The 26,109-nt window shown below is 46.5% G+C and carries 17 protein-coding genes; 11 read left to right on the top strand and 6 right to left on the bottom strand.

Annotation, left to right across the window (positions count from 1 at the left end; all coding sequences use genetic code 11):
- Window positions 1–336: 336 nt before the first annotated feature.
- From LTAR_RS04735 to LTAR_RS04755, 5 genes are all read left to right on the top strand, one after another.
- On the top strand, window positions 337–1,488 hold the full coding sequence (locus LTAR_RS04735) for an autoinducer 2 ABC transporter substrate-binding protein (RefSeq protein WP_062421018.1): 1,152 nt from the start codon (window positions 337–339) through the stop codon (window positions 1,486–1,488).
- Window positions 1,489–1,615: 127 nt separating this feature from the next.
- Complete coding sequence (locus LTAR_RS04740) at window positions 1,616–3,112, top strand: sugar ABC transporter ATP-binding protein (protein WP_062421019.1); 1,497 nt, start codon at window positions 1,616–1,618, stop codon at window positions 3,110–3,112.
- 36 nt (window positions 3,113–3,148) lie between these two features.
- Window positions 3,149–4,162 carry an ABC transporter permease gene (locus tag LTAR_RS04745; protein WP_201775940.1) on the top strand — a complete coding sequence of 338 codons (1,014 nt, stop codon included), beginning with the start codon at window positions 3,149–3,151 and terminating at the stop codon, window positions 4,160–4,162.
- A gap of 18 nt (window positions 4,163–4,180) precedes the next feature.
- The gene (locus LTAR_RS04750; protein ID WP_062421020.1) at window positions 4,181–5,257 is read left to right on the top strand and encodes an ABC transporter permease; all 1,077 of its coding nucleotides are present in this window, start codon (window positions 4,181–4,183) and stop codon (window positions 5,255–5,257) included.
- 94 nt (window positions 5,258–5,351) lie between these two features.
- Window positions 5,352–6,881: an FGGY-family carbohydrate kinase gene (locus tag LTAR_RS04755; protein ID WP_062421021.1), complete on the top strand. Its 1,530-nt coding sequence runs from the start codon at window positions 5,352–5,354 to the stop codon at window positions 6,879–6,881.
- A gap of 301 nt (window positions 6,882–7,182) precedes the next feature.
- Here LTAR_RS04755 and LTAR_RS04760 read toward each other — a convergent pair whose 3' ends face one another.
- The 4 genes from LTAR_RS04760 to LTAR_RS04775 are packed head-to-tail and all read right to left on the bottom strand — an operon-like array spanning window position 7,183 to window position 11,716.
- On the bottom strand, window positions 7,183–8,451 hold the full coding sequence (locus LTAR_RS04760) for a glutamate-5-semialdehyde dehydrogenase (RefSeq protein WP_062421022.1): 1,269 nt from the start codon (window positions 8,449–8,451) through the stop codon (window positions 7,183–7,185).
- A gap of 1 nt (window position 8,452) precedes the next feature.
- Window positions 8,453–9,589, bottom strand: coding sequence for a glutamate 5-kinase (proB, locus tag LTAR_RS04765; protein WP_062421023.1), 1,137 nt, complete (start codon window positions 9,587–9,589; stop codon window positions 8,453–8,455).
- Between the two features lie 6 nt (window positions 9,590–9,595).
- The gene (locus LTAR_RS04770; protein ID WP_062421024.1) at window positions 9,596–10,924 is read right to left on the bottom strand and encodes a citrate (Si)-synthase; all 1,329 of its coding nucleotides are present in this window, start codon (window positions 10,922–10,924) and stop codon (window positions 9,596–9,598) included.
- 3 nt (window positions 10,925–10,927) lie between these two features.
- Window positions 10,928–11,716 carry an IclR family transcriptional regulator gene (locus LTAR_RS04775; protein ID WP_062421025.1) on the bottom strand — a complete coding sequence of 263 codons (789 nt, stop codon included), beginning with the start codon at window positions 11,714–11,716 and terminating at the stop codon, window positions 10,928–10,930.
- Between the two features lie 120 nt (window positions 11,717–11,836).
- Here LTAR_RS04775 and icd point away from each other — a divergent pair, with 120 nt between their 5' ends.
- Both icd and acnA read left to right on the top strand, forming a co-directional pair.
- On the top strand, window positions 11,837–13,132 hold the full coding sequence (gene icd / locus LTAR_RS04780; RefSeq protein WP_062421026.1) for an NADP-dependent isocitrate dehydrogenase: 1,296 nt from the start codon (window positions 11,837–11,839) through the stop codon (window positions 13,130–13,132).
- A gap of 9 nt (window positions 13,133–13,141) precedes the next feature.
- Window positions 13,142–15,844, top strand: a complete 2,703-nt coding sequence (gene acnA, locus LTAR_RS04785; RefSeq protein ID WP_062421027.1) for an aconitate hydratase AcnA — start codon at window positions 13,142–13,144, stop codon at window positions 15,842–15,844.
- Here acnA and LTAR_RS17130 read toward each other — a convergent pair.
- Window positions 15,806–16,204: a hypothetical protein gene (locus LTAR_RS17130; protein WP_158423387.1), complete on the bottom strand. Its 399-nt coding sequence runs from the start codon at window positions 16,202–16,204 to the stop codon at window positions 15,806–15,808. The two genes, acnA and LTAR_RS17130, sit on opposite strands and share 39 nt — an antisense overlap.
- On the opposite strand from LTAR_RS17130, the gene LTAR_RS04790 reads away from it, so the two are divergent.
- Window positions 16,191–16,793, top strand: a complete 603-nt coding sequence (locus tag LTAR_RS04790) for a C39 family peptidase (protein ID WP_158423388.1) — start codon at window positions 16,191–16,193, stop codon at window positions 16,791–16,793. The two genes, LTAR_RS17130 and LTAR_RS04790, sit on opposite strands and share 14 nt — an antisense overlap.
- A 13-nt stretch (window positions 16,794–16,806) precedes the next feature.
- Complete coding sequence (locus LTAR_RS04795) at window positions 16,807–18,012, top strand: EAL and HDOD domain-containing protein (RefSeq protein WP_062421029.1); 1,206 nt, start codon at window positions 16,807–16,809, stop codon at window positions 18,010–18,012.
- On the opposite strand, the gene LTAR_RS04800 is transcribed toward LTAR_RS04795, so the two are convergent.
- The gene (locus LTAR_RS04800) at window positions 18,003–20,372 is read right to left on the bottom strand and encodes a sensor domain-containing protein (RefSeq protein ID WP_158423389.1); all 2,370 of its coding nucleotides are present in this window, start codon (window positions 20,370–20,372) and stop codon (window positions 18,003–18,005) included. The genes LTAR_RS04795 and LTAR_RS04800 overlap by 10 nt on opposite strands.
- Window positions 20,373–20,912: 540 nt before the next feature.
- On the opposite strand from LTAR_RS04800, the gene LTAR_RS04810 reads away from it, so the two are divergent.
- Window positions 20,913–22,733: an ASKHA domain-containing protein gene (locus LTAR_RS04810; RefSeq protein WP_062531926.1), complete on the top strand. Its 1,821-nt coding sequence runs from the start codon at window positions 20,913–20,915 to the stop codon at window positions 22,731–22,733.
- 223 nt (window positions 22,734–22,956) lie between these two features.
- Window positions 22,957–26,109 carry a DEAD/DEAH box helicase gene (locus tag LTAR_RS04815; RefSeq protein WP_062421033.1) on the top strand — a complete coding sequence of 1,051 codons (3,153 nt, stop codon included), beginning with the start codon at window positions 22,957–22,959 and terminating at the stop codon, window positions 26,107–26,109.

Genomic DNA, 26,109 nt, shown 5'->3' on the forward strand with positions numbered 1-26,109 from the left:
CAAAATGGTCAAATGTCATATATGAAATGTTCGAAACATAATATTAACATCAAATTCACCCCTTTCAGGCATTGACAATCAATAGGTTGATGTTGTAGAATTTTAATCAAGTTGGTAATTAGATTTCATCAAGTGAACAAAAACTCACATTATTGTTGATGATCTTACATATGTTTTAAAAATTCCTTCTTTTACTTTTTCCTGCAGATGTATTTGTCAGGAGAGGATGTTTATTTGTATCTGCGATAGTGAGGAGGTGATGTGTGTAGGTAAGACTTGTATCCGTAATGTAGTTAGTACCGCATCTCATCCAAAAAAAATTTAAGAGGTGAAGGAATGAAGAAGTTTATATTTACAATGGTTTCTGTGATGGCACTCGTTGCAATGCTTGCAGCTTGCGCTCCCGCTGCAACTCCTGCACCGGCTGCTGCCGAAGAAAAACCGGCTGCTGCTGAACCCACCAAAGCCGAAGCTGCTGCCCCGGCTGCTGCTGAACCCACCAAAGCTGAAGCTGCTGCCCCGGCTGCTGCTGAACCCACCAAAGCTGAAGCTGCTGCCCCCGCTGCCAAAGTTGACCCGACCAAACTGAAATTCGTCACCGTTGTCAAACTCTCCGGTGTGGGCTGGTTCAACCGCATGGAAGAAGGTGTCAAACAGTTCGCCAAAGATACGGGTGTCCAGGCCTTCCAGCAGGGTCCTGAAAAAGCTGATGCCGCCCTCCAGGTACAGGTTATTGAGAACAATATTGCCCAGAAAGTCGATGCCATTAGCGTCGTTCCTTTCCAGCCCGAATCCCTCGAACCCGTCCTGAAGAAAGCTATGGATGCCGGAATTATCGTGATCTCTCACGAAGCCTCCAATCAGCAGAACGTCAACTATGACATCGAAGCCTTTGATAATGCCGCTTATGGTGTTCACCTGATGGACAAAATCGGTGAACTGACCGGTGGCAAAGGTGAATATGTTGTCTTCGTTGGTTCTTTGACCTCCAAGACCCACAATGAATGGGTTGATGCTGGTATCGCTGAACAGAAAGCCAAATTCCCTGAAATGAAACTGGTTGGCGACAAAAACGAATCTTATGACGATTCACAGAAAGCCTATGAAAAAGCCAAAGAAATCCTGAAGAAATACCCCGATCTGAAGGGTATGCAGGGTTCCTCCGCCAACGATATCGTTGGTTTCGGTCAGGCTGTTGAAGAAGCTGGCCTGAATGGCAAGATTGCTGTTGTTGGTACTTCCCTCCAGTCCATGGTTGGAAAACTGCTCGATACCAACGCTGTACAGATGGCTTCCTGCTGGGATCCCGCGATTGCTGGTCAGGCTATGAACAAATTAGCCCTGATGATCAAGAACGGTGAAACCCCCAAAGATGGTATGGACCTGGGCCTGAAGGGTTATGAAAAATTGACCCTCAAGGGTAAAGTCTTCTACGGTTCAGCCTGGATTGACATCACCAAAGACAATCAGAAAGATTACGCATTCTAATCTGGAATCTTTCCAGCTGAATTGATATAAAATAACAGGAGCGGCTAACGGCAACAAAAATTATGTTAGCCGCTCCAGTTTGTAAGATTTTTCGTGAAACATCCCATTTTATAAAACGAGATGAATAATGGCTGAAGAATTCCTTAAAGTAAACCATATCAGCAAATCGTTCGCTGGTGTAAAGGCACTGGAAGATGTAAGTTTGACCATTAATGCGGGCGAAATTCATTGTCTGGTTGGTGAAAATGGTTCTGGCAAATCGACACTGATCAAACTAATTGCCGGAGTTTATGAACCAGATGAAGGTGAAATAATAATCAAAGGGAAACCATATAAGAGATTGCATCCCATTGATTCAATCCGGGAAGGTATTCAAATTATCTACCAGGATTTCTCGCTTTTCCCCAACTTAACTGTTGCCGAGAATATCGCTCTTAACACTGAGTTAGAGAAGAACAAGAAACTGGTGGACTGGAAAGAAGTCCGGACGATTGCCAAGGAAGCCTTGGAGAAAATTGACATCCACCTTGATTTGGATGCTCTGGTTGAACAGATGTCTGTGGCGGATAAACAATTGATCGCAATTTCCAGAGCTCTTCTTCAAAATTCTCAGCTCATTATTATGGATGAACCGACCACGGCATTAACACAGCGTGAAGTAAAGTCGCTTTTCAAAGTAATCAAGAGCCTACAGGCAAAGGGGATGTCCATCCTCTTTGTTTCCCATAAATTGAATGAAGTCCAGGAAATTTCCGACAGGACATTGATTCTTCGGAATGGAAAGAAGATTGTAGATGCTCCTGCTAGCGAAATTGACCGGGCCAAGCTTGTCTATTATATGACTGGCAAAGAGATCGTCGAAACATCATATGAATACAAACCTAAGACGGATTGTCCTGAATGCCTGTTAAAAGTTGACAACCTGACTTCACCTGGACGTTTCTATAATGTTTCATTTGAATTACATCCCGGTGAAATCCTTGGAATTACAGGTCTTTTAGGTTCGGGAAGAACTGAACTGGCCACCTCACTTTTTGGTGTTGAACCGGCCGAAAGCGGATCGATTTCAATCAACGGAAAACAGATAAAGATAAATTCAATTCAAGATGCCGTAGCGAACGGGATTGGCTATGTTCCTGAAGATCGGTTGACTGAAGGATTATTCCTTCCACAATCCATTGGGAGAAATTTAATAATTCGTAAACTGGATGAACTGCTGACGAAAACCAGATTAATTGATGAGCGTAGGGTAAATTCAGAAATCAAACGCTGGGTTGGCAGTCTATCCATCAAAACACCCAATGCCAATCTTCCCGTACAGAGCCTTTCAGGTGGAAATCAGCAGCGTGTGGTATTAGCCAAATGGCTGGCTGTTAATCCTCAAATCTTAATCCTCAATGGACCAACAGTTGGTGTAGATGTGGGATCCAAATCTGAATTACATGCCATTATGCGCAAACTAGCCACTGAAGGAATGGGATTATTGGTCATGTCTGATGACATTCCCGAGTTAATGGCCACCTGCAACCGGATTCTTCTCATGCGTAAAGGTCGCATTGTGGAAGAGTTCGATCGCAAGAATATTACCGAAAAAGAAATTAACTTGAAGTTGGTGGAAGCCTGAAAAAGGCCCCAAATCCCGAATTAGGACCAATTCGTTATGATAAAGCGCCTTTTTAAGAAAACAGAATTCATAGTTGCCCTGACGACAATCGGGCTTTCGCTCATAATTGGGATGATCAATCCGACATTTTTCTCCCTGGCTACTGTATTTGACACACTGCGCAGTGGAACAGTGGTGGGAATTTTTGCCCTTGGAACAATGATTGTCATTATTTCAGGTGGTATTGATCTATCCTTCACAGCTATCGCCATTTTTTCACTTTACGTCACAACCAAGTTAATGTTAGCCTGGCAATATTCCGGTTCTGTCGTATTGATGTATATCATTGCTGCTGCAATCGGAACTCTGTTAGGTCTAATAAATGCCTGGTTGATCTCATCTTTCAAATTGCCAACCATGATTGCAACTCTGGGTACCCAGAGCCTGATTCAAGGTTTCATGCTGTTCTTTATTGACAGTCAATACATTCGCAACATTCCAGATGGAATGGATAAATTTGCCAAGGCACAGTGGTTTGTGACTGATGTGGGCGGCGGTCCGGCAAAGACAAGCCTGCATCCTGGTGTGTTGATTTTCTTCGCATTGGTCATTGTCGTCTGGTTCATTCTGAAACGCACCATGATTGGCCGCGGTATTTACGCCCTCGGTGGGTCTCGTGAAGCAGCTGAACGCACTGGCTTCGACACGAAAGGAATCACGGTTTTTATTTATGCCTTTGTCGGTTTCCTGGCCGGTATCGGTGGAATGACCTTTGGTGCTTATGCCCGTGAAGCCAATCCATTTGCTCTCGTTGGCACCGAAATGGATGTCATTGCGGCTGTCGTGCTGGGCGGTACGGCTATTACTGGCGGCCGTGGTACTGTTATCGGAACTCTATTAGGAGTTCTGCTGGTTACTATCATGAAGAATAGTCTTATTCTCATCGGTATCCCTTCGGCCTGGCAGAAAGTGGTTATCGGTATCATCCTTATCATTGGTACCGGTATTCCCGCTTATCGTTCCCTCACGGCAAAAAAGCAGCTCAATGTAGACCTGGCCGAACAATCTTAAGTCGGAGTTATATTTCACATGACTCAACCATCTTCAGTTTCACCCAACGATAATTATCCAACCAAGACGGATTTCTCAAAGAATATTTTGAGCCTGTTGCGGAGTGATGAGAATATTACCCGGTTGTTTGTCATCATGCTGGTAATTCTTATCAGTATGAGTATTGCCCGGCCGGAAGTTTTCCCTACTCTTCAGAATTTTCAGTCCATGGCCTTCCAGTGCTCTGAAATTGGAATTCTGGCATTGGGTATCATGCTGACCATGATCACCGGCGGCATTGATCTTTCAGTGAACGCCATTGCCAATCTGGCTGGTATTACCGCCGGTCTTATTTTGACCAATATGGCCCCGGCTGGATCTACTCCGGAAACAATCACATTGGCGATTATATTAGCCATTGTGGCTGCATTGCTGGTTGGTTTAATTTGTGGTGCTTTTAACGGTTTTCTGATTACACGAATTGGAATTTCACCCATCCTGGCTACACTGGGTACTATGACTTTGTTCTCTGGCCTCACGATCGGGATCACAAAAGGTACGGGTATTTTTGGTATTCCAGAGTTCCAGTTCCTCGGAAATGGTGATTTTTTCAAAATTCCGATTCCCTTTATTATTTTTATCGTAATGGCGATTTTTATTTCCATCCTGCTGAATCGGACTACCCTGGGTATGCGTTTGTATTTGATTGGGACAAACCCGGTGGCTTCCAAATTCTCTGGTGTGGATAATCGCAATGTACTGTTACGCGTGTATGCTTTGAGCGGTTTGCTCTCTTCCATCGCGGGGATTGTTATTCTGGCTCGTACCAATTCTGCCAATGCTGATTATGGTGGTTCCTATGTATTGATGGCCATCTTGATTGCGGTTCTGGGCGGAGTCGATGTTGCCGGCGGTTTTGGAAAGATTTCTGGAATGTTGCTTGGTCTATTCTCTCTACAATTCCTTTCAACCGGTTTGAACATGCTGCTGGCTGAATATCGGGGTGCAAATTTCTTCAAGATATTCTCCTGGGGTTTCCTGCTTATTGCCATTATGGTAATCAATTACTTAAGTGCACAACGAAAGATGAAAGTAAAAACCAAACATATTGGTTAAATATTTGCAGGTTCGGATGAATTGCCTCAAAAACAGGGGCGAGGTTCTGCCTCGCTCCTGTTTTTATTCCTGAATTTTTCATCATGGAGGAATAATGGAAAAAACATACCTCTTGGGTATTGATATTGGAACATATGAATCGAAAGGTGTTCTGGTTGACAGTGAAGGGAATCTTATTACCAGTGCATTTCAACCACACGACCTGCTTATTCCCCGGCAGGGCTGGGCTGAACATGACCCTGAAAAAACCTGGTGGGGTGATTTTGTTTTATTAACAAAAACATTATTAGCGAAAAGTCAGATATCTTCAAAAGACATCGCAGGAATTGGGGTAAGTGCCATTGCACCCTGCATGCTGCCTGTAGACCAGCAGGGAAATCCTCTGCGAATGGGTGTACTTTACGGCGTGGATACGCGGGCCTATCGCGAGATTGACGAATTGAATGCTCGGTTTGGTAAGGAAAATTTGTTTGCAAAAACCGGGAATGAACTCTCTTCACAGGCGGTTGGACCGAAAATTCTGTGGTTAAAAAAGAATGAACCAGAGATTTATCATAAAGCGGCAAAATTTACGACAGCCTCGTCTTTTATCATCTCCCGATTGACCGGGAAGATGGTCATTGACCATTTGACCGCTTCCTTCTTTACGCCACTCTATGATTTTTACAAAGGTACCTGGAGTAATGAATTCTGTGAGGGCATCGTTGAACCTGAACGCCTGCCAGAAATTGGCTGGGCCTGTGAAAAAGCTGGAACCGTAACGGCCGAAGCTGCCCGAATTACAGGCCTGGCGGAAGGAACGCCAGTCAATTTTGGAACGGCTGATGCTTCGGCTGAAGCTGTCAGTGTAGGTGTCGTCAAACCGGGACAGATGATGTTGATGTACGGTTCGACCATTTTTATGTATCTTGTAACATCCACACCAAAAGTAGACAGCCGTTTATGGGCAGCCCGCTACCTGTTCCCTGGTACATCCGCGTTTGCCGCCGGTACGGCTACCAGCGGATCGTTGACACGTTGGTTTAGGGATAAACTCTCACCTGACCTTGTAGCGGCAGAAAAATCTGGCGGCGAAAATGCGTATACTGCCCTTATCCATGAAGCTGAAAACATTTCCGCCGGTTCAGAAGGGCTTGTGGTGTTACCGTATTTCTCTGGAGAAAGGACACCGATCAATGATCCGCTGGCAAGGGGAATGTTCTTTGGATTGACGCTTGCCCATCAACGCGGCCATCTATTTAAGGCTGTGCTGGAAGGTATGGGATACGGAGTAAGGCAGCATTTTGATGTTATGGATGAAATTAGTGTCAAACCTGATGATGTGATTGCCGTAGGCGGTGGAACAAAGAATCCGTTATGGCTCCAGGTGGTCAGCGACATCAGTGGAATCCCACAGCGAGTTCCGGCAGTCACATTTGGTGCTTCCTTTGGCGATGCATTCCTTGCAGGCATGGCTGTGGGTGTGCATTCTTCATACAATCAAATCACATCATGGATAAAATACGACCGCCTGGTTAAACCGGATCCAATGAAACATGATTTGTACTCAAAGTACTACCAGATATATCTTGACCTGTACCAAAAGAACAAAGATTTGATGAGTGAACTGCATTCGTTAATCTGACAAACAATTCTGTAAAGTCAGATTTGTTGATTACTATTGCATAAAACCCGAAATTTGGTAATATTGGATTGCAAGCGGTCGGGTGCCCCCCTCACCCGGCTGCTTGCACTTTTAAGGGCAGGATTTCTGGATGGCGTCCAACTCACGGCGTTTTACCGTTGAGAAAATCCCAGGTGATTGACATGCGGGCAATACGTCGAAATTAAATCGACCTTGTCAGTGATCAAACAAATCCAGTATATTTTTGACTCGAACCAACAGTTGAAGTTGATATTAATCCTGCAACTGCGGAAAATATAACCTACAACCTGGCGTGATACTCCCCTTCAATAACCCACTTATAGGTGGTCAATTCACGTAACGCCATAGGACCGCGGGCATGAAGCCGTTGGGTGGAGATGGCCACTTCGGCACCCAACCCTAATTGAGAGCCATCCGTAAATCGTGTACTGGCGTTCACATAGACGGCTGCGGAGTCTACCCGGGCAACAAATTCACGGGCATTCGTTTCTGTTTCCGTCAGAATCCCATCCGAATGGGCTGTGGAGTGAAGGCTGATATGTTCGATGGCTTCATCCAGTGTATCAACAACTTTAATACCCAGAACCAGAGACAACCATTCTGTATCAAAATCATTAACACCGGCCAATTCGACTCCTGCTGGTAGTGGATCAGGAAGGCAGGCCGCTGCCTTTTCGTCCACCCTGAAAGTCACCCCATCCTTTGACAATGTTTCCACAACCAGTGGAATGAATCTCCCTGCGACGTCTGAATGTACCAGAAGTGTATCGAGGGCATTACAGACGCTGGGCCGTTGGATTTTGGCATTCCGTATGACCGGTAGCGCTTTTTCAAGGTTGGCACTGGCATCCACATATTCATGACAGATTCCTATGCCACCGGTGATCACCGGAATCAGGCTGTTCTCACGGCAGTATTTATGCAAAGCAGATCCTCCGCGAGGGATCACCATGTCAATGTCATTATGAAGTTTGAGAAGTTCAAAAACTAATTCGCGGCTGGGACTGTCAACAAACTGGACGGATCCTTCCGGCAGGCCTGTTGACGCCAATCCTCGATGAATCGCATCGACCAGAGCTCGATTGGAATTAAGGGTTTCACTGCTACCGCGGAGGATAACGGCATTTCCAGATTTCAAGGCCAATCCGGCAGCATCCACGGTAACATTGGGGCGGGCTTCATAGATTACGGCCAGCACGCCAAGTGGAACACGTTGTTTACGCACTTTCAATCCATTGGGCATGAGCTGTTGATCAAACACTTCGCCGACAGGGTCAGGAAGGGTGGCCACCCGGCGCAGGTCTGTTGTAATCCATCCAAGGCGTTCTTCATTCAACATCAACCTGTCAATAAAGGCTGGTGATAATCCAGACTTTTTTCCCTCATCAACATCCTGCTGATTGGCGGCAAGAATACTCTCTTTGTTATTCTCTATTTCACCGGCAATAGCCATAAGCGCGGCTTCACGAGCACTGGTACTGGAATACGCCAATGAGTGAAAAGCTGAGCGGGCAGAGCGGGCAAGTGCAAGAGGAGATGTGGTGACCATCTTAAGAACCTTTCTGCCGTTTGAGAGCAGGTTTTAGCAAGAGCATGTTGTTATGGTGAACAGCTTCATCCCCTTCCGTAAACCCGAGGATGCTTTCAATTTCATCCGACCGGCATCCGATGATTTTTTTCAGATCAGACGAGTCATAGCTGGTCATACCTACGGCAACTTCGGAACCGGAGACATCCAAAATTCGAACGGTGGCGCCGCGGGAAAATTCTCCCGTTACCTCGCGAATCCCCACCGGCAGCAAACTGCCGCCTTTTCGCAAGGCCAGAGTGGCGCCTTCATCTATGGATAGAATACCACCGCCGCGTTTGCCTGCCAACAAGAATCGTTTTCGGCTTTCCAGTTTGGAAACCAACGGCGGAAATTGTGTGCCGATCTGCTTCCCGGAAGCGGCTTTTAGAATAATATCCGGTTCAGAACCGGAGGCAATCACTACTTTTACACCAGCACGGCGGGCAAGGTCAGCCGCCCGCAATTTGGTGACCATACCTCCTGTACCCAATCCTGATTGCGAACCCCCGGCTGCTTCCCAGTATTCCAGCGGAATTTCAGCCTGATCAACCTTTTCGATCAACCTTGCATTTTCATCTTTGCGTGGATCTCCGGTAAAAAGTCCGGCCTGATCGGTTAATAAAAGCAGAAGATCGGCTTCCACCAGGTTGGCTACCAGAGCACTCAAGTTGTCATTATCACCGAAGCGAATTTCTTCTGTGGCCACCGTATCGTTTTCATTGATTATCGGAACAACACCACCTTCGAGTAACCCTTCAAAAGTTCCGCGTGCATTCAGATAGCGATTGCGATCAGTCAGGTCTTCGCGAGTCAACAAGACCTGGGCGCTTACCTGGCCGAACATACGAAAGAATTGATCATAATAAGCAATCAAACGCGGTTGACCAATGGCCGCCAGCATTTGCTTGCCGGGTGTAAATCGGGGCGCTTCTGCCATACTCATGGCTTCGCGGCCAGCCGCAATGGCACCTGATGTAACCAATGCAACCTGTGCACCGGTCTCTTTCAATTGCATGATCTGACGGGTGATGTCAAAGATGTGAGGGATAGACAACCGGTGTGAACCGGCTGTCAGAGTGGATGTTCCTACTTTAATGATGACACGATGTGATTCCATAAGGGATTACATTTCCACTTCAACAGTATCGGGTTTCCCGGCGACCCTTTCTTCCAGTATGGCAGTGGTTAATGATTTGGGCCGCTCGATGGGTTTATTCAATGCACGGGCCCAAACGGCATGGGCCGTGATCCCAAGTATACGCGAAACTCCAAAAAGTACTGTATAAAAATCAAATTCCCGAACACCATAATGGTATTGCAGTGTGCCATTGATCGCATCAACATTGGGGTAGGGATTCTTGACTTTTCCCGTTTCCTTGAGAATACCAGGCAATACCTCATAGATCCGGCAGACGAGCTGATATAACTCGTCATCCGGTAAATATTTTTTGGCAAATTCATACTGGGCTGTGAAGCGGGGATCCGTTGTGCGAAGAACCGCATGGCCGTAACCGGGGATAACACGACCAGATTTAAGTTCCGCTCGGGCAAAATCAGCCATTTCTTCTTTTGACGGAAGTGACTCAAAACTGTTATAAACCTTCAACAACCAGCGCAGGCATTCCTGGTTGGCTAGTCCGTGAAGGGGGCCAGCCAGACCGTTCATGGCAGCCGATGACGCCAGATAAACATCTGATAGAGCTGAATTCACCAGATGAGCCGTGTGAGCTGATACATTGGCACCTTCATGGTCTGAGTGCAACAGGAAAAACAACCGGCATAATTCCTCATATTCATGGTTGTTCGGGTTTTCGATCATATAAGCAAAGTTGCCGCTCCAATCCAGGTCAGGATTGGGGGCGATGACAGATCCATCACGATATTTCCAGTTATAGATGACAGCAGCCAGGGCAGGCAGTTTAGCTGTGAGCCTTATGGAATCATCCAATGTGGGGATCCAATAATCCGATTTCGCCAATCCGTTCAAATATTGCCGGGAGAAAATGGAATCAACACCAAGCGCCATGATCCCCTGTGAAAAAAGGGTCATCGGATGGGTATTCCTTGGCATGGTATGAATCATATCAATGACATACTGTGGAATAACGGCGTATTTTTTCCATTCATCTTCCACTTCGAGTGCTTCTTCATAAGATGGAAGAGAATCCGTCATGAGCAGGTAATAAAGACCACCGGCCATAGGAAACTCACATCCCGGCAGGCGGGGTAATTTTTCAAGAACTTCCGGAATGGTATATCCCCGCAATCGAAGTCCTTCGTATGGATCTACATAAGAGATATCGGTTACCTGAATTTGAACGCCGCGAATTCCCTGGTAAATCTGACTTACCGTGACATCGCATACCTTGAAATCACGATGTTCCGTAACCAGATGGTTGACGCGGTCCCGCCAGGCGGGCAATATTTCAGCAATGCGATCGTGCAGGATCATCTTTTACTCCATGAACTTGGGTGGAAAGGGGCCGCGGTATCCCATATCACGGGAGATTTCAACAGCGGCATGGATTAAGGGCGGGGTAAATAGTTCGATTACCCGTGGAGTGAAACGCTGGGTTGGCCCTGATATGCTGATGGCACCCACCGGTTCATTGAATTGATCAAAAATCGGAGCCGCGATTCCGCTGGCATCTGAAATCCATTCACCATGACTGACAGAAACACCGCGTTTGCGGATTTCAACCAGTTCATTTTGTAATTTCGTTCGGTCGATGATGGTATTTGGAGTCAACGGTTCCATTTTTAGAGTGGGAAGAATTTCCCTCAGGCGGTCTTCCGGAAGAAACGCCAGTAAAACTTTCCCCGCAGAACCGGCATATAAGGGAAGTCTTCTGCCGATTCGGGCGACGATACGAACTGTCTGTGCACTTTCTAAACGCTCAACGCAGATACGGTCATTCCCCTGCAGAATGTAGAGACTAATTGTTTCGTTTGTAGAAACATACAATTCCTCCAAAAACGGCAGGGCCCGTTTTCGTAAATCCAACGTGGCTGTGTATACTCCCGCCCAGGTAAGTACGCGGGGTCCCAGACTGTAGGCTTTACTTTCCGGATTCTGGCTCAATATGCCCAGATTACGCAGTGAAGCCATTAAACGGCCGGTAGCGCTGCTGGAGAGATTAACCAGTCTTGCGGCTTCACGAACACCGATTTCCGGTCTGTCTTGGTTAAAACAATCCAATATATCCACTGCTCGAGCTAAAATGGGGGAGGTGTCGTTTTCCATAATTGTCTCATTTAATGGGACAGCGTCCCGTTATCTGATAATATTATAGATGTGCTTTTAAGTGACCGTCAAGGGTGATCTTTGGGTAATCTTTATTGCCTGTAATAGAAAAGAGGACTTATGGTTAACGATTACAAATCAGAAAATGACCAGATTATTATGAGGCAAGATAACCGGTTGATTGTGCCTGACCAACCGACCATTCCTTATATCGAAGGAGATGGTATTGGCGCCGATATCTGGCGGGCTGCCAAATCTGTCCTTAACCATGCTGTTGAAAAAGCGTATCATGGAAAACGTGCCATTCGTTGGAAGGAAGTTCTGGCCGGTGAAAAAGCTGTCAAACTGTTGGGTACCGGATTGCCAGATGAAACCCTGCAGGCGTTTCGAACCTATCTGGTGGGTATGAAAGGCCCCATGGGGACTCCGGTGGGAGGTGGAGCCAGATCCTTAAATGTCGCCCTTCGTAAGGAACTCGATCTCTATGTGTGCCAACGGCCGGTCCGTTGGTTTAAAGGATTGCCTGCACCCGTGATCCACCCAGAATATGTGGATATGGTGATTTTCCGGGAAAATACAGAAGATGTATATGCCGGAATTGAATTCGAGCTTGGTTCTGATGATAATTCCCGATTTTCAGACCTTTTGAGGGAGAATTTCCCTTCGCAATTTGCCAAAGTACGTTTTCCGAACACTACTTCATTCGGGATAAAACCCATCTCCAACGAAGGCAGCAGCCGGCTGGTGATCTCAGCCATTCGATGGGCGCTTCAGAATAGACGGAAGTCAGTAACTCTGATGCATAAAGGCAACATCATGAAGTTTACTGAGGGAGGGTTTCGTAAATGGGGATATGCAGCAGCCGAGGCAGCCTTCGGCGATAGGGTTTTCACGCAGATGCAGTGGGAACGAATTAAAACTGATCAGGGTGAAGATGCCGCCAATCAGGCCAAACAGGCTGCCCTCTCGGCGGGCAAAATGTTTGTCCGCGATATGATTGCTGATGCTGTGTTTGAAGCTGTTCTTACCCGGCCGCAAGAATTTGATGTAATTGCCACACCCAACCTGAATGGTGACTACCTGTCTGATGCTCTGGCTGCGCAGGTAGGCGGTGTGGGTATTGCCCCGGGTGCAAATTTGAACGATGATACTGGTGCTGCTGTCTTTGAAGCCACCCATGGCACAGCGCCGCTGTTTGCCAATACCAATAAGGCCAATCCATCTTCCTTGATACTTTCAGGTGAAATGATGCTGCGTTATCTGGGTTGGCAGGAAGCTGCCGATCTGGTAATTCGCGGATTGGAAGGTGCTCTGGCTGCGCGGACAGTCACGTTTGATATTCACCGCCTTATTCCCGATGCCACTCTGGTTTCCACAGATGGTTTCGGAGAGGCTATGATCAAGGCTATGAATTAAGGAAACAAAATGAAAAGCAATCGTTTTGAAGAACAGGTAGCACAATTTGGTAACCGAACATACCGATACTACTCCATCCAGCAGGCGGGTGTGGAATTTAAGAGGGATATTTCCCGACTGCCATTTTGCATTCGCATTCTGCTTGAAATGGCCATGCGAAAATGCGACGGACTTTCTGTCACGATTGATGATGTTTCACGATTAGCCCGTTGGGCACCCTCAGCCGATGATCGCCCTCCACTGGCTTTCTACCCCGCTCGTGTGGTGCTGCAGGATTTTACCGGTGTGCCTGTGATGGTGGATCTGGCAGCCATGCGGACGGAGATGCAGCGACGCGGTGGAGATCCTTCCCGAATTAATCCCGCCATACCGGTTGATCTGGTTATTGACCATTCCGTTCAGATGGATTTTGCCGGTTCATCAGATGCCATAAAAAAGAATGTGGAAATTGAATTCCAACGCAACCAAGAACGCTATCATTTCTTGCGATGGGCTCAGCAGGCTTTCACCAATCTGCGAATTGTTCCACCATCCCGCGGGATCATCCATCAGGTTAACCTTGAGAAATTATCTCCGGTTGTCCAGACAACAAACGACACCATTCCATTGGTATACCCTGATACTATTCTGGGTACCGATTCACATACCCCGATGATCAATGGATTGGGTGTGCTGGGTTGGGGAGTGGGCGGTATAGAAGCCATCGCAGCCATGCTTGATCAACCTGTCGAACTTGTAACTCCAGATGTTATTGGGGTCCACCTCACCGGTACTCTGCGCGAGGGTGTGATGCCGACCGACCTGGTTCTTCATCTGACGCAGATACTTCGCAAGACCGGTGTGGTGAATAAGTTTCTCGAATACTTTGGACCCGGATTGGATGAACTTTCACTGGCAGACCGCGCCATGATTTCAAATATGACCCCCGAGAATGGCGCCACCGTTTCCTATTTCCCGGTTGACAGGGTAACTCTTGATTATCTGCGGCTTACCGGCCGGGGAAAAGATCAGGTGGATTTGATTGAAGCCTATTTTACTGCTCAGGGTATGCTGCGCACTTCTCAGAGTCTTGATCCTCAATACTCCTCCATCATCGAATTTAATTTGGGGGAGGTGGAACCTTCCATTGCAGGACCGAAACGACCGCAAGACAGGATCAGTCTGAAAAATGTTAAGGCCGAATTTTTGGGTTCCCTGACACGATCAAAAACAGATCGTGGATACCAACTTCCAGAGGAAAAATTGGCGAATACGAGCCTCGTAAATTTACCGGATGGGAAAACCGCAACGCTTCACCATGGTTCTGTTGTGTTGGCAGCCATTACATCCTGCACCAATACTTCCAATCCCACCGTCATGCTGGCTGCTGGTCTGGTGGCTAAAAAAGCCGTAGAAGCTGGTCTTTCAATCTCGCCAACAATAAAAACCAGCCTCGCACCGGGTTCGCGCGTGGTGGCTGATTATTTACGCACTTCCGGCCTGCAAAAATACCTGGATCAGCTTGGTTTTCAGGTTGCCGGGTTTGGGTGCGGAACCTGTATCGGAAATTCTGGTCCGCTTCCAGATGTAACAGTCAATGCCATCAAACAGGGTGAATTGGTGGCGGCAGCCGTCTTATCGGGCAACCGTAATTTCGAAGGCCGGGTTTCACCGCATACTCTGGCAAATTTCCTGGCATCGCCTCCGTTGGTTGTGGCATTTGCTCTGGCAGGCCGGGTGGATATCGATTTTGAAAATGAACCAGTTGGATTGGGGAAAAATGGGACCCCGGTTTATTTGAGAGACATCTGGCCTACCCGTTATGAGATTGATGAATTGGCGGCTGCCTCCATTACTGCAGATTTGTTTACATCCGCCTATGCTGACGTATTTTCTGGAGATTCAGATTGGCAGGCGCTGGATGTCCGATCTGGATCGAATTATGAGTGGATCAGTTCTTCTACGTATATCCAAGAACCACCGTACTTTAAGCAGACGGCATCCACTTCTGCGCAGGGTGCAACGCTAAAAAATATGCGTATGCTGGCTGTTTTTGGTGATTCTGTCACAACCGATCACATCTCACCGGCGGGTAATATTTCCAAAGATTCTCCATCAGGAGAATATTTACGCAGCCTCAATGTTGCCCCGGCGGATTTCAATTCTTATGGTTCGCGTCGCGGAAATGACCGGGTAATGGTTCGAGGAACATTTGCCAATTTGCGGCTTCGAAATTTAATGGCAGGTGGAAAAGAAGGTGGATTTACAGCATTCCAACCAGACGGTGAAATCATCACTATTTATGAAGCCTCTCGTAAGTATATGGAAAAGGGTATCCCGCTGGCTGTTCTGGCAGGAAAAGAATATGGCACCGGTTCAAGCCGTGATTGGGCTGCCAAAGGACCAATGCTTTTAGGCATTCGTGTAGTTATTGCTGAATCCTTTGAGCGTATTCACCGGTCAAATCTGGCTGGAATGGGTATTCTTCCGCTGCAATTCCAGGCTGGACAAAATGCTCCTTCATTGGGTTTGGATGGCACCGAGACTCTGGATATCAACGTAGATGACGCAACACTTGAACCGGGTTGCCCGATTCTGGTAAGTGCTCATAAAAAGAACGGAGAAACATTAACCTTCAAAGTAACCTGCCGCCTGGATACACCTTTAGAAGTGCAGTATTACCGGCAGGGAGGATTACTCCCGGCTGTATTGAACACTATCCAGAAAAAATAATGGTTTGATGAGAAGATTTATGTAATGATAAAATACCCGGGTAAAACTTGAGTAATAATTTTGTTGGTTTTCATTGAAGCAAATTACCCGTTTTAAATCCATTGATATCTTATTGCTCGCCGCTCTGGCAACTGCTGGATGTACCTCAAACAGTGTAAAGGCGGCGAGTATTGATTTAGTCCTATCTCCAACAGTTCCTATTCTAATAACAGATACACCCTCTTTAAAGAATACAGCAACGGTTTTTCCACCAACACCATCGCCATCTGTTATTGAAACATTAGTGGCGACAGAAGTACCGTCACCAACGGGTATGCCCTTCGGCATGGAATCGGGAAAGACACAAATGGCTGACAACAAGACTGCCATTCCTACAGATGAATTCGGGTTGCCAGTCTCTCATTACATCACCAATATCTCAGGCCACAAACAATATTTCAAACTGGGGTGTGAAGCAGCCGCCACACGCGATTGGGCGTTATATTTTGGCTTTGACATCAATGAATTTGAATTTCAGAACCGGCTGCCCTTATCTGATAATCCAGAAGTAGGATTTGTAGGCAGTGTGAACAGCAAATGGGGGCAGGCGCCGCCCTATGCCTATGGGGTGCATGCCGCACCAGTGGCACAATTATTGCAAGAGTATGGGATGCCGGCGACGGCAGTCAAAAATTACACACTGACTTTCTTAAAACAACAAATTGCCAATGATCGTCCAGTGATTGTATGGGTCATTGGGAATGTGGTGGGAGGTGTACCGTTTGAATATACGGCGAAAGATGGACAGAAAGTCATTGTCGCTGCATATGAACATGTAGTTATTGTTACTGGATACAACGAAACCCATATCCGTTATTTGAACAACGATAAATTCTTTGAAGCTCCGACGGATGTGTTTTTAAATTCGTGGAAGGTGTTGGGCAATATGGCGTTAATTGCCGGGAAATAAAATGGAGTGAAATATGATTGATATTTATGTGGGTCGTCAACCGATATATACACCTTCCATGGAAGTGTTTGCGTATGAACTGATGTATCGTTCAAAGGAAAACACCCGGGCGTTACTTCGAGATGGCGATAAAGCATCGTCTCAGGTTATATTTAATACTTTCATTGAGATTGGTATTGATAAGATTGTAGAAGATAAATTGGCATTTTTACAGGTTGACCGATCTTATTTGACGGGCAAACTTCCCCTTCCTTTCCCCAAAGAGCAGATTGTAATTGATATTCCTGGCTGGATTGAAATGGATGATGAACTTCTTGTTTCCATTGAAATCCTCCGAAACCAGGGTTATTGGTTTGCTCTGGAGGATCACCCCAGTTTGATATTGAATGAACAAATCACAAAAAGCATCAATATTCTGAAGCTGAATATTCATGAGTTCCCATTATCTTCATTGAGAGACAGGGTACTGGAATTCCGGCGTTTTCCATGCCGGATTCTGGCAGATCATGTTCAAACTCAGGAAGAATATGATGCCTGTCGGGAATTCGGGTTCGATTTTTATCAGGGTAATTTTCTTTCCAAACCCAAGGTGATTCATGGCCGCCGTCTACCAGCACGTCGGTTCTCGCTCTTGCGATTATTAACCTGCCTTTATGATCCAGAAGTAGATATGAAAGAGCTGGAAGAATTGATCCGGCAGGATGTGTCCTTAAGTTATCGCCTGCTGCGTATGGTCAATTCGGCATTCTACGCCCTGGATACCAAAGTTGAATCCATTCGCCATGCTCTTGTCATTCTGGGATTAAAACAGATACGAGGCTGGTTAACCATCCTTGCCATGTCAGAGGTTAATGACCGCTCCAACACATTGATGACCACGGCAATGATCCGTGGAAAGATGTGTGAATTACTCGCTCTATCAATGGGATACAAACAAGAAGACCGGTATTTCACTATCGGGTTGTTATCCATTTTGGATGCCATCATGGACCTGCCCATGGCAGAAGTACTACAGAATTTGCCCCTTACAGATGATATGAATGCTGCTTTGCTTGATCACACCGGTCCCATGGGACAGATTTTGGGATGTGTGATTGCTTATGAAAATGGAGAATGGAACGATGTTGAAGCTACCAACATTTCGTCCATTTCTCTGCGTGATTCCTATCTGGCGTCTATAGCCTGGTCATCAGAAATCAGCAGACGTATTCAAATCTGACCGATAAATCCCCGGGTATTTTCCAACCGGTCGAGTAAGGATTCAAGCGGTAATGGTTTACTGAAATAGTAACCCTGCAGTTCATCGCATCCGTTGGTATTCAATAGATTGGCCTGTTCAAGATTTTCAACACCCTCTGCCACAACCTGCAAGTTAAGATTATGACCGATGAGAATGATCCCCTGCACAAGAGACAGGTTCTGTGAATTGGATGTAACCTCAAGGATGAAGGACTTATCAATCTTCAACGTATCGATGGGCAGGATCATCAATGAGTTCAGTGACGAATACCCGGTGCCAAAATCATCAATGGAAATTCCCAAACCAAGCGAGCGCAATTCCTGAAGAATCGCCCGGGTGGCTTTCATATTCTTCATTAACAATGATTCTGTGATTTCCAATATCAGGCTGGAGGGCATCAGTCCTGAGGATTCCAGAGCATTTTTTACAGTACCTACCAGGGTATTGCGTTCCAATTGACGCCCAGAGATATTTACGGATACTTTTAGGTTTGACCATCCGGCATCATGGATTTTCTTCAGATGCTGGCAGGCTGTCTCGAGTACCCAATCGCCAATGGGGACAATCAATCCCGTGGATTCGGCCAAAGGAATAAATACATCCGGGAAAACTCGTCCAAGTTCCGGGTTATCCCAGCGCAGGAGTGCTTCTATCGAATTGATTTCTCCCGTAGTGGCATTCACAATGGGCAGATATTCCAGCCGCAGCTCATTTCTATCAACAGCATGCCGCAGATACCCTTCCATATCCAATTGCTTGTGGACACGTTCGTTCAACTCTGGAGAGAAGAATTGGAAATTATTCTTTCCCAATTCTTTGGCCCGGTACATGGCCATATCCGAGTTTTTCATCAGTGTGGTTACATCATCTCCATCATTGGGATACAACGAAATCCCAATGCTGCTGGTGATATAGAACTCGTGATTGTCTATTCGGAAGGGGTAGGTAAAAAGGGATAATATTTTCTGCGCGAAAGTTGATGCACCGATAATTGAGTCAACCGATGTTCCTTCCAGCAAGACGGTAAACTCGTCGCCGCCCATACGGGCGATAGTGTCATTCTTTCGGGCAATGGAGATCAGGCGTTCACTCACCTGTTTCAACAACAGATCGCCTTTCTCGTGGCCATAAGTATCATTTATGACTTTAAAACGATCGAGATCAAGGTATAAGACTACCACCTGCTGGTTGTTCCGTTTGGCAAGTTCTAAAGCATGTGACAGCCGACTATGAAACTGGCTGCGATTTGGCAGACCGGTAAGCGGATCCTGAAAGGCAATCTGCCGGAGATTGGTTTCAATATATTTTATTTCTGATATATCACGAATATAGAAAATGTAATTGGTGGTTTGCCCGGCACTGTCTTTTGATGGTTGAATGGATATCCAGGAAGGGAAGATTTCCCCGGTTTTCCGGATGTTATTAATTTCTCCCTGCCAGATTCCATAGTCCTTGACCTGCCGAATAACTGATTCATAAAAATCTTTGGAATGCTGGTTGGAACGGAAAAAATCCACCGGCTTACCGATGACTTCTGTAAGACGGTAGCCGGTAATGGATGTAAAGGCTTTATTAATGGAGATAATCCGGCCTTTTTTATCAGTCAACATGATGCCTTCAGTAGCATTCTGGATGATCGAGGTAGAGAGATCCAGATTCTCAATTAACTGGTTTAACCGTGATTGTTCACGCCCGGTTGCTTCAACCTCTGTGATCTGGCCGTCTGGTCCAATCCGGCCTTTCAAAATCCACTGAACATGCAGGGCTTTATCATCCGGACCGATAAGGATGGTTTGGACAACACCGCGTGAATTGTTCCTACGCAATTCCTGCATCTGTATTTCAAAACGGATCCAATCCTGAGCAGAAAATAACTCGTAAATCTTCCGGGTAGCCGGGTTAAAGCCAGCTCTAGACAGGTACGAAGCAAACGATGGATCTACTTCAAGAATGGAACCATTTGGATCCAGCCGGCAGAAAAACTCAAGGTCATTTTCATTTTCGTTTTTCTGGTCCAACATGGGACGAAGAGTGGCCAGACAGGCCTTTTTATCTCTCCAATTAATGGTTATCGTCCGGGCTTCGACCAGAGTTGTAGAATTCTGGTTGGGAAGTGGATTAAACACCACACAACCTGTTTGAGACGGTGAGAAACCACAATACTGGCCGATTATGTCACGGGGAGATTGTTGATAGATATTTATTGCTGCCGGATTGGCAAAAATGATCTGTTGATGTTCATCAATAATAATGATTCCATCCATAGACTGGTCGATGATAGCCTGCCAGAAGGATGGATCAACTAGCCGCAATTCTCCAGATGATGAAGAAGCGGACATTTGCATTACCCGGTCTCTCGTAGATTTCTTGATAATACTCTCCTGTGAGATGGATCTATCCTCTCCCATAGACCTTACGTTAGTTTTTGTAAGCATCCCCATAGTTACCAGCGTTGGAATGACTACCAATAAACGGATTGGTATCGAGATAAATCAGGGATGTATCCAGGATTTTTGGATTGGTACTTTTGTAAACGCTCCAATGTCAGAATTGCAAATTTCATACCAACCCCTTGTTTTGATCGTTATGGTGGAATTCTGTCTGGCATTCCGGGAATCTATCTCTTGACCTTTGGTAGATAGAATCAATTCCAAGTAATTTGAAATAACCAGATAGAAATCCTCTTGTTAATTTTCGGCACAACTTACAAATAGTATATGGATAATTTTTCCTTTTTATTCATTTTTTATATCTCACACTCAGATTTTTGGGGCTGTCACCCCACCTATCGCAAAAGACTATAATTATGAAAATTCATACATAATTCTTTAATGGTTGGAATTTTTTCCTCAGGTTGTCATTGCCAGATTGGATTCGTCGTGAAAATTGATTTTGAACCGCTGGGCAGGCGGGTGGAAGTGAATGATTCTGAAACTATTCTGGATGCTGCCCAGCGAGCGGGTTTGACTGTGGCTGCCATTTGTGGCGGACGGGGTACATGCGGCACCTGTAAAATCCGGTTGGTTTCCGGTGAACTCACACCTCCAACAAGTGTGGAAACTCAGAAGTTGCCCTCTTCTGCTCTCGTATCAGGATTCCGTCTGGCCTGTCAGTCGAGACCAGCAGGAGACATCCGGGTGGAAGTTCCGCCAGAATCATTAACTGCGTTACAACGAATCCTGGTGGAAGGCATTGACAGTAAATTTGAATTCGATCCTTCTATCCGGTTCGTCTCCCTTGATATCGAACCGCCCGATAATGGAGACTTCGAAGCAGATGACCTCAGGATACTCAAAGCCCTGAATGATCTTGGATTCTCTTCTGGAATCACGATATCTCCGCCGATTTTTCCTGTATTATCTTCCCAGCTCAGGTCCCTTGAATGGAAAATAAAACTGGCTGTCACGACTACAGAACCCGGGAGTGTGATTGCCTGCCTGCCTGTCAATGCACATGGATTGGGAATTGCCTGCGATATGGGATCAACCAAACTGGCAATGTACCTGGTGGATCTGGAAACCGGGGGAATTTTAGCTCGAACAGGTCGCATGAATCCTCAGATAAGCTATGGGGAAGATGTTGTTAATCGGATTGCCTATTGCAATACCCATCAAGACGGTCGTCAGATTCTTCAACATCGACTGATCGAGACGCTTAATGAGATGATCGGTGACCTCTGTGGGAAAACCGGTTCGCGACCTGAATGGATTGTGGATTGTGTAATGGTGGGCAATACGGCCATGCATCATTTTTTTGCCGGTTTTCCTGTTCGGCAGTTGGGAGAAGCACCATTCATACCGGCAGTCAGTCAGGCAACATATTTATCTGCTGGTAATTTACACTTGAATGTTGCACCGGGAGCTGAGGTATACCTGCCTCCAAATATCGCCGGATTTGTAGGATCCGACCATGTGGCTATGTTGCTGGCCGCCAATAGCTGGATCGGCGAGAAGACTATCGTGTCGATGGATATTGGAACAAATACAGAAATAAGTTTGTTGTCAGGGGGAAACATGTACTCCTGTTCCTGCGCGTCCGGTCCAGCTTTTGAAGGAGCCCATATCGAAGCCGGAATGAGGGCGGCGGCAGGAGCCATAGAACGAGTTCAGATCCGCAACAGTCAAATCATCTGGCAGACAATAGAGAACACACGGCCAGTGGGAATATGTGGGTCTGGGATTCTGGATACTGTTGCAGAATTGAAATTGGCAGGATTTTTAGATACCCGGGGAATTTTTGTGAGAGATCATCCGATGTCCAACCGGCTGAAGGAAAAGAATCGCATGGTCTTAATACCGGCCGAATCCACTGGCATTGGCAAGGACATTGAAATTACCCGACGGGATATCAATCAGATACAACTGGCGAAAGCCGCCATTCAAGCCGGGGTGAAAATTCTCCTGAAAAAAGCTGGTTGTCAACCACAAGATATTGATGATTTCTTCATCGCCGGTGCTTTTGGAACATATCTTGATGTGGACCATTCCATCGAAATAGGCTTGCTCCCTGATATCCCATTGGAGCGGTATCATCAAATGGGCAATGCAGCTGGAGTTGGCGCCTGCCAGCTGCTCTTTTCAAAAAAGATGCGAAAAACAGCCGGATTCATTGCCAATAATTCCCACTATGTCGAACTGACGATAGATCCGGATTTCACCGGAGATTTTCTCGATGCCATGTTTTTGCATCGAGGATATTGACAATTATTTCAGGAGGTATATCCTAGTCAAACACAGAGAATAATGTATAATTACAATGTAAAGTGTAGGGAATTTGTAAATATCCATCTGATTAACAATTTGGTTCTTGCTCTCAACCGAAATCCATTGGATTGACGGATGACTATTTGATTTTCAAAAAATTTTTTTAGAGTTTTATTCTGGATAATTGGCAAAAGAATTTGTTATATTCGCGTGAGTGTCCATGCTGATTTTGCACGGCCATTGGCAATCACCCCGCCGAAGCACTGAACCTGGCGGGATGTTATTCTGGGCTGAGAATTCCCGACTGCTGGTTGATGCGGTCGGGCATCCCCCTGTTTTACGCAAAGGGATCCCATCTGCGCACCCTTATGCTTTGCCTTCCCGTCGGTTGCGGGAAGAAATTGCAGCCGGCACACCTCTATGGGATTCTGAATCACAATCAGCCTATCTGGCTCTTCCGACTGTTGGATCGATCCCTGTCCCTTCCTCCCAAATATTGGTTGAGGATGAGATTAATTTCGAAACAACGAATCCGGTTTTGGAACACTGGTCAGTTTCCGGTTTGTGGTTACCAGCGGCAAAAGCATTTGGAGTTTTAATAAATCTACCAGAAGATTCCCCTTCCGGCAGTTTTCGGCTCGGTTCAGACCTGAAGTTTTGGCGGATGGTTTCAAACCTTGTGTTAGAAACCCTGGCTCTTCAAAAACTGATCCCATCGTTAGAATCAGCAGATATTTTGGGACAGAGTTTCATTGCGCGCTGGCGGCCTGTTTTAGACGGGGAAAAAGATGAATTTCGACTTCGCTTGCTCTCAGAAGGAATGCCTTCCATCTGCCGGGCTGAACCATTGGATGCTGAAGCCGTTATCAGGCCAAATTATCCAACGGCAAGACGGGTGATTGATTCCTTTGTGGAATGCATGTGCGACGGATTAATGCGAACATGGACGCGGACTAAAGCTCCTCGCATTATGCCCGGAGAAGATGATCCGGCTCTCAATTGGATTGTTTCTCTTTTCCAGGAAGATGCCGGCGTAAAAGCCAGCAGTGCCCAATTACAGGCTTTGGAGAGTGGTTTGAGAGCCTGGAAACGAAGTCTTACGGCGGCAGGTGATTCCACCTGCCGGGTATCTTTCAAGCTGAATGCTCCACAGGTTGAACCTGCCAATCCTTTGGAAAAAGCCTGGCATCTGGAATACGGCCTGCAGGCACGGGATGACCATGCCATCAAATTGACTTCTGAACAAATCTGGGAAAATGGTATTTCCTCCAATCCTGAATACGCCAGTAGATTCCGACAACCTCAAGAAAAATTATTAACAGGTCTTGGTTATGCCGCCCGATTGTTTCCGCCGATTTTACCCAGTCTGGAAGTCAGTAAACCCTGTGGAGTAGATCTGGATACCAGTGAGGCATACCGTTTTCTGCGGGAAGCTTCTCCTTTGATCGAGGAGGCTGGATTTGTTGTCTCACCTCCAGAATGGTGGGATCGAAAAGGCGCCCGATTGGCTGTTCGGCTTCGTCTTGAACCGGAAAACAAAGAAATCACACCTCGCCCGACAAGCGGAAAAATGGGACTTGACCAGCTTGTGCGGTTCACCTGGGAGCTTTCTCTGGGTGGAGAACGGATTTCCCGAGAAGAATTTGAACGGTTGGCCTCATTACACACTCCTCTCGTTCAAATCCGCGGGCAATGGGTTCAACTGGAGACCACCCAGTTGGAAGCTGCCTCAAAGTTCTGGAGCCGCCAACAACAAACAGGTTCAATGAATCTGGTTCAGGCCGCTCTCTATTCTCTTGGCGGCGAGGAAGCCTCTGAAGGGCTTCCGGTAGACGAAGTCATTGTGGATGGCTGGGTACGGGAATGGCTGCATCAATTGGAAGATCAGGGACGTTTGATCATGCTCGAACAGCCTTTCGAGTTGAAGGGTACACTGCGGCCTTATCAACGTCTCGGTTATTCCTGGCTGACCTTCTTCCGGAATTATGGAATGGGTGCCTGTCTGGCCGATGATATGGGGCTTGGAAAGACAATTCAGGCTCTGGCTGTTCTGCTTAAAGAAAAGGAAACCAATGGGTCATTGCCGGGTCCGGCGATGCTAATCTGTCCTACATCTGTGGTTACCAACTGGCAGCGTGAAGTGACAAAATTCGCTCCATCTATCACTACGATGGTACATCAGGGAGCAGCACGTCTGCGTGGGGCGGCGTTTATTGATGCCGCCCGGAAGGTTGACCTGGTGTTGAGTAGTTATGCCGTTGTTCGGCAAGATGCTGAAACCATTCAGTCCATCCCCTGGTGGTCAGTCATTCTTGATGAAGCCCAGAATATAAAGAATTCCAATGCCAAACAAACCCAGGCGATCCGCAAATTACAGGCCAGTTACCGCCTGGCGTTAACAGGAACTCCTGTTGAAAATCGGTTAAGTGAGCTCTGGTCGATCATGCAATTCCTTAACCCAGGTTATCTCGGATCACTGGAAAATTTTCGGCGGTATTATGCCTTGCCGATTGAGCGGTTTGGAGATAAAGAAGCGGCTGGTCGATTGAAAAAACTGGTCTCTCCGTTCATTCTGCGCCGGCTAAAATCTGATCCAGCGGTTATTCAGGATTTACCCGAAAAGATCGAAGTAAAAGATTTTGTTCATCTTACCCATGAACAGGCGGAATTGTACAAGTCTGTAGTTGATGATGTAATGGCGAAAGTACAAGCATCTGAGGGTATTGAACGCCGCGGTCAAATTTTAAGTCTGCTTACACAATTGAAACAAATCTGTAATCACCCGGATCAATGGGAAAAGAAAGAGGCGGAAGCGGTTACGACGGATGACGCGTTCTCACGTCGCAGCGGGAAGATGCTCCGACTTCTTGAAATGCTCGAAGAAATCATCAGTGAAGGTGATCGGGTACTGTTATTTACTCAGTATGCCGAGATGGGAAAGATCCTGGCGTCCTGGCTTCCCAAACAGCTTGGTGTAAGTGCCCAATTCCTATACGGAGGTACTCCGCCGGAAATTCGTGACCAGATGGTTAAGCGATTCCAGGATGACCCCCATGGACCGCCAATTTTCATCCTTTCACTGAAAGCCGGCGGCATCGGTCTTAACCTGACCAGGGCAAACCAGGTTATTCATTTTGATCGTTGGTGGAATCCGGCGGTGGAAGATCAGGCGACTGATCGGGCATACCGTATTGGTCAGAAGCAAAACGTTCAGGTTCACAAAATGATTACTGTTGGAACATTGGAAGAACGAATTGATGAAATGATTGAATCGAAAAAAGGTCTAGCCGATGCCATCATCTCCAGCGGCGATCAATGGCTGACTGAAATGAATACGGAAGAATTGCGTGACCTTGTTACGCTCAGAGGGTAA

This window comes from Leptolinea tardivitalis (assembly GCF_001050275.1).
GTDB classification, from domain to species: domain Bacteria; phylum Chloroflexota; class Anaerolineae; order Anaerolineales; family Anaerolineaceae; genus Leptolinea; species Leptolinea tardivitalis.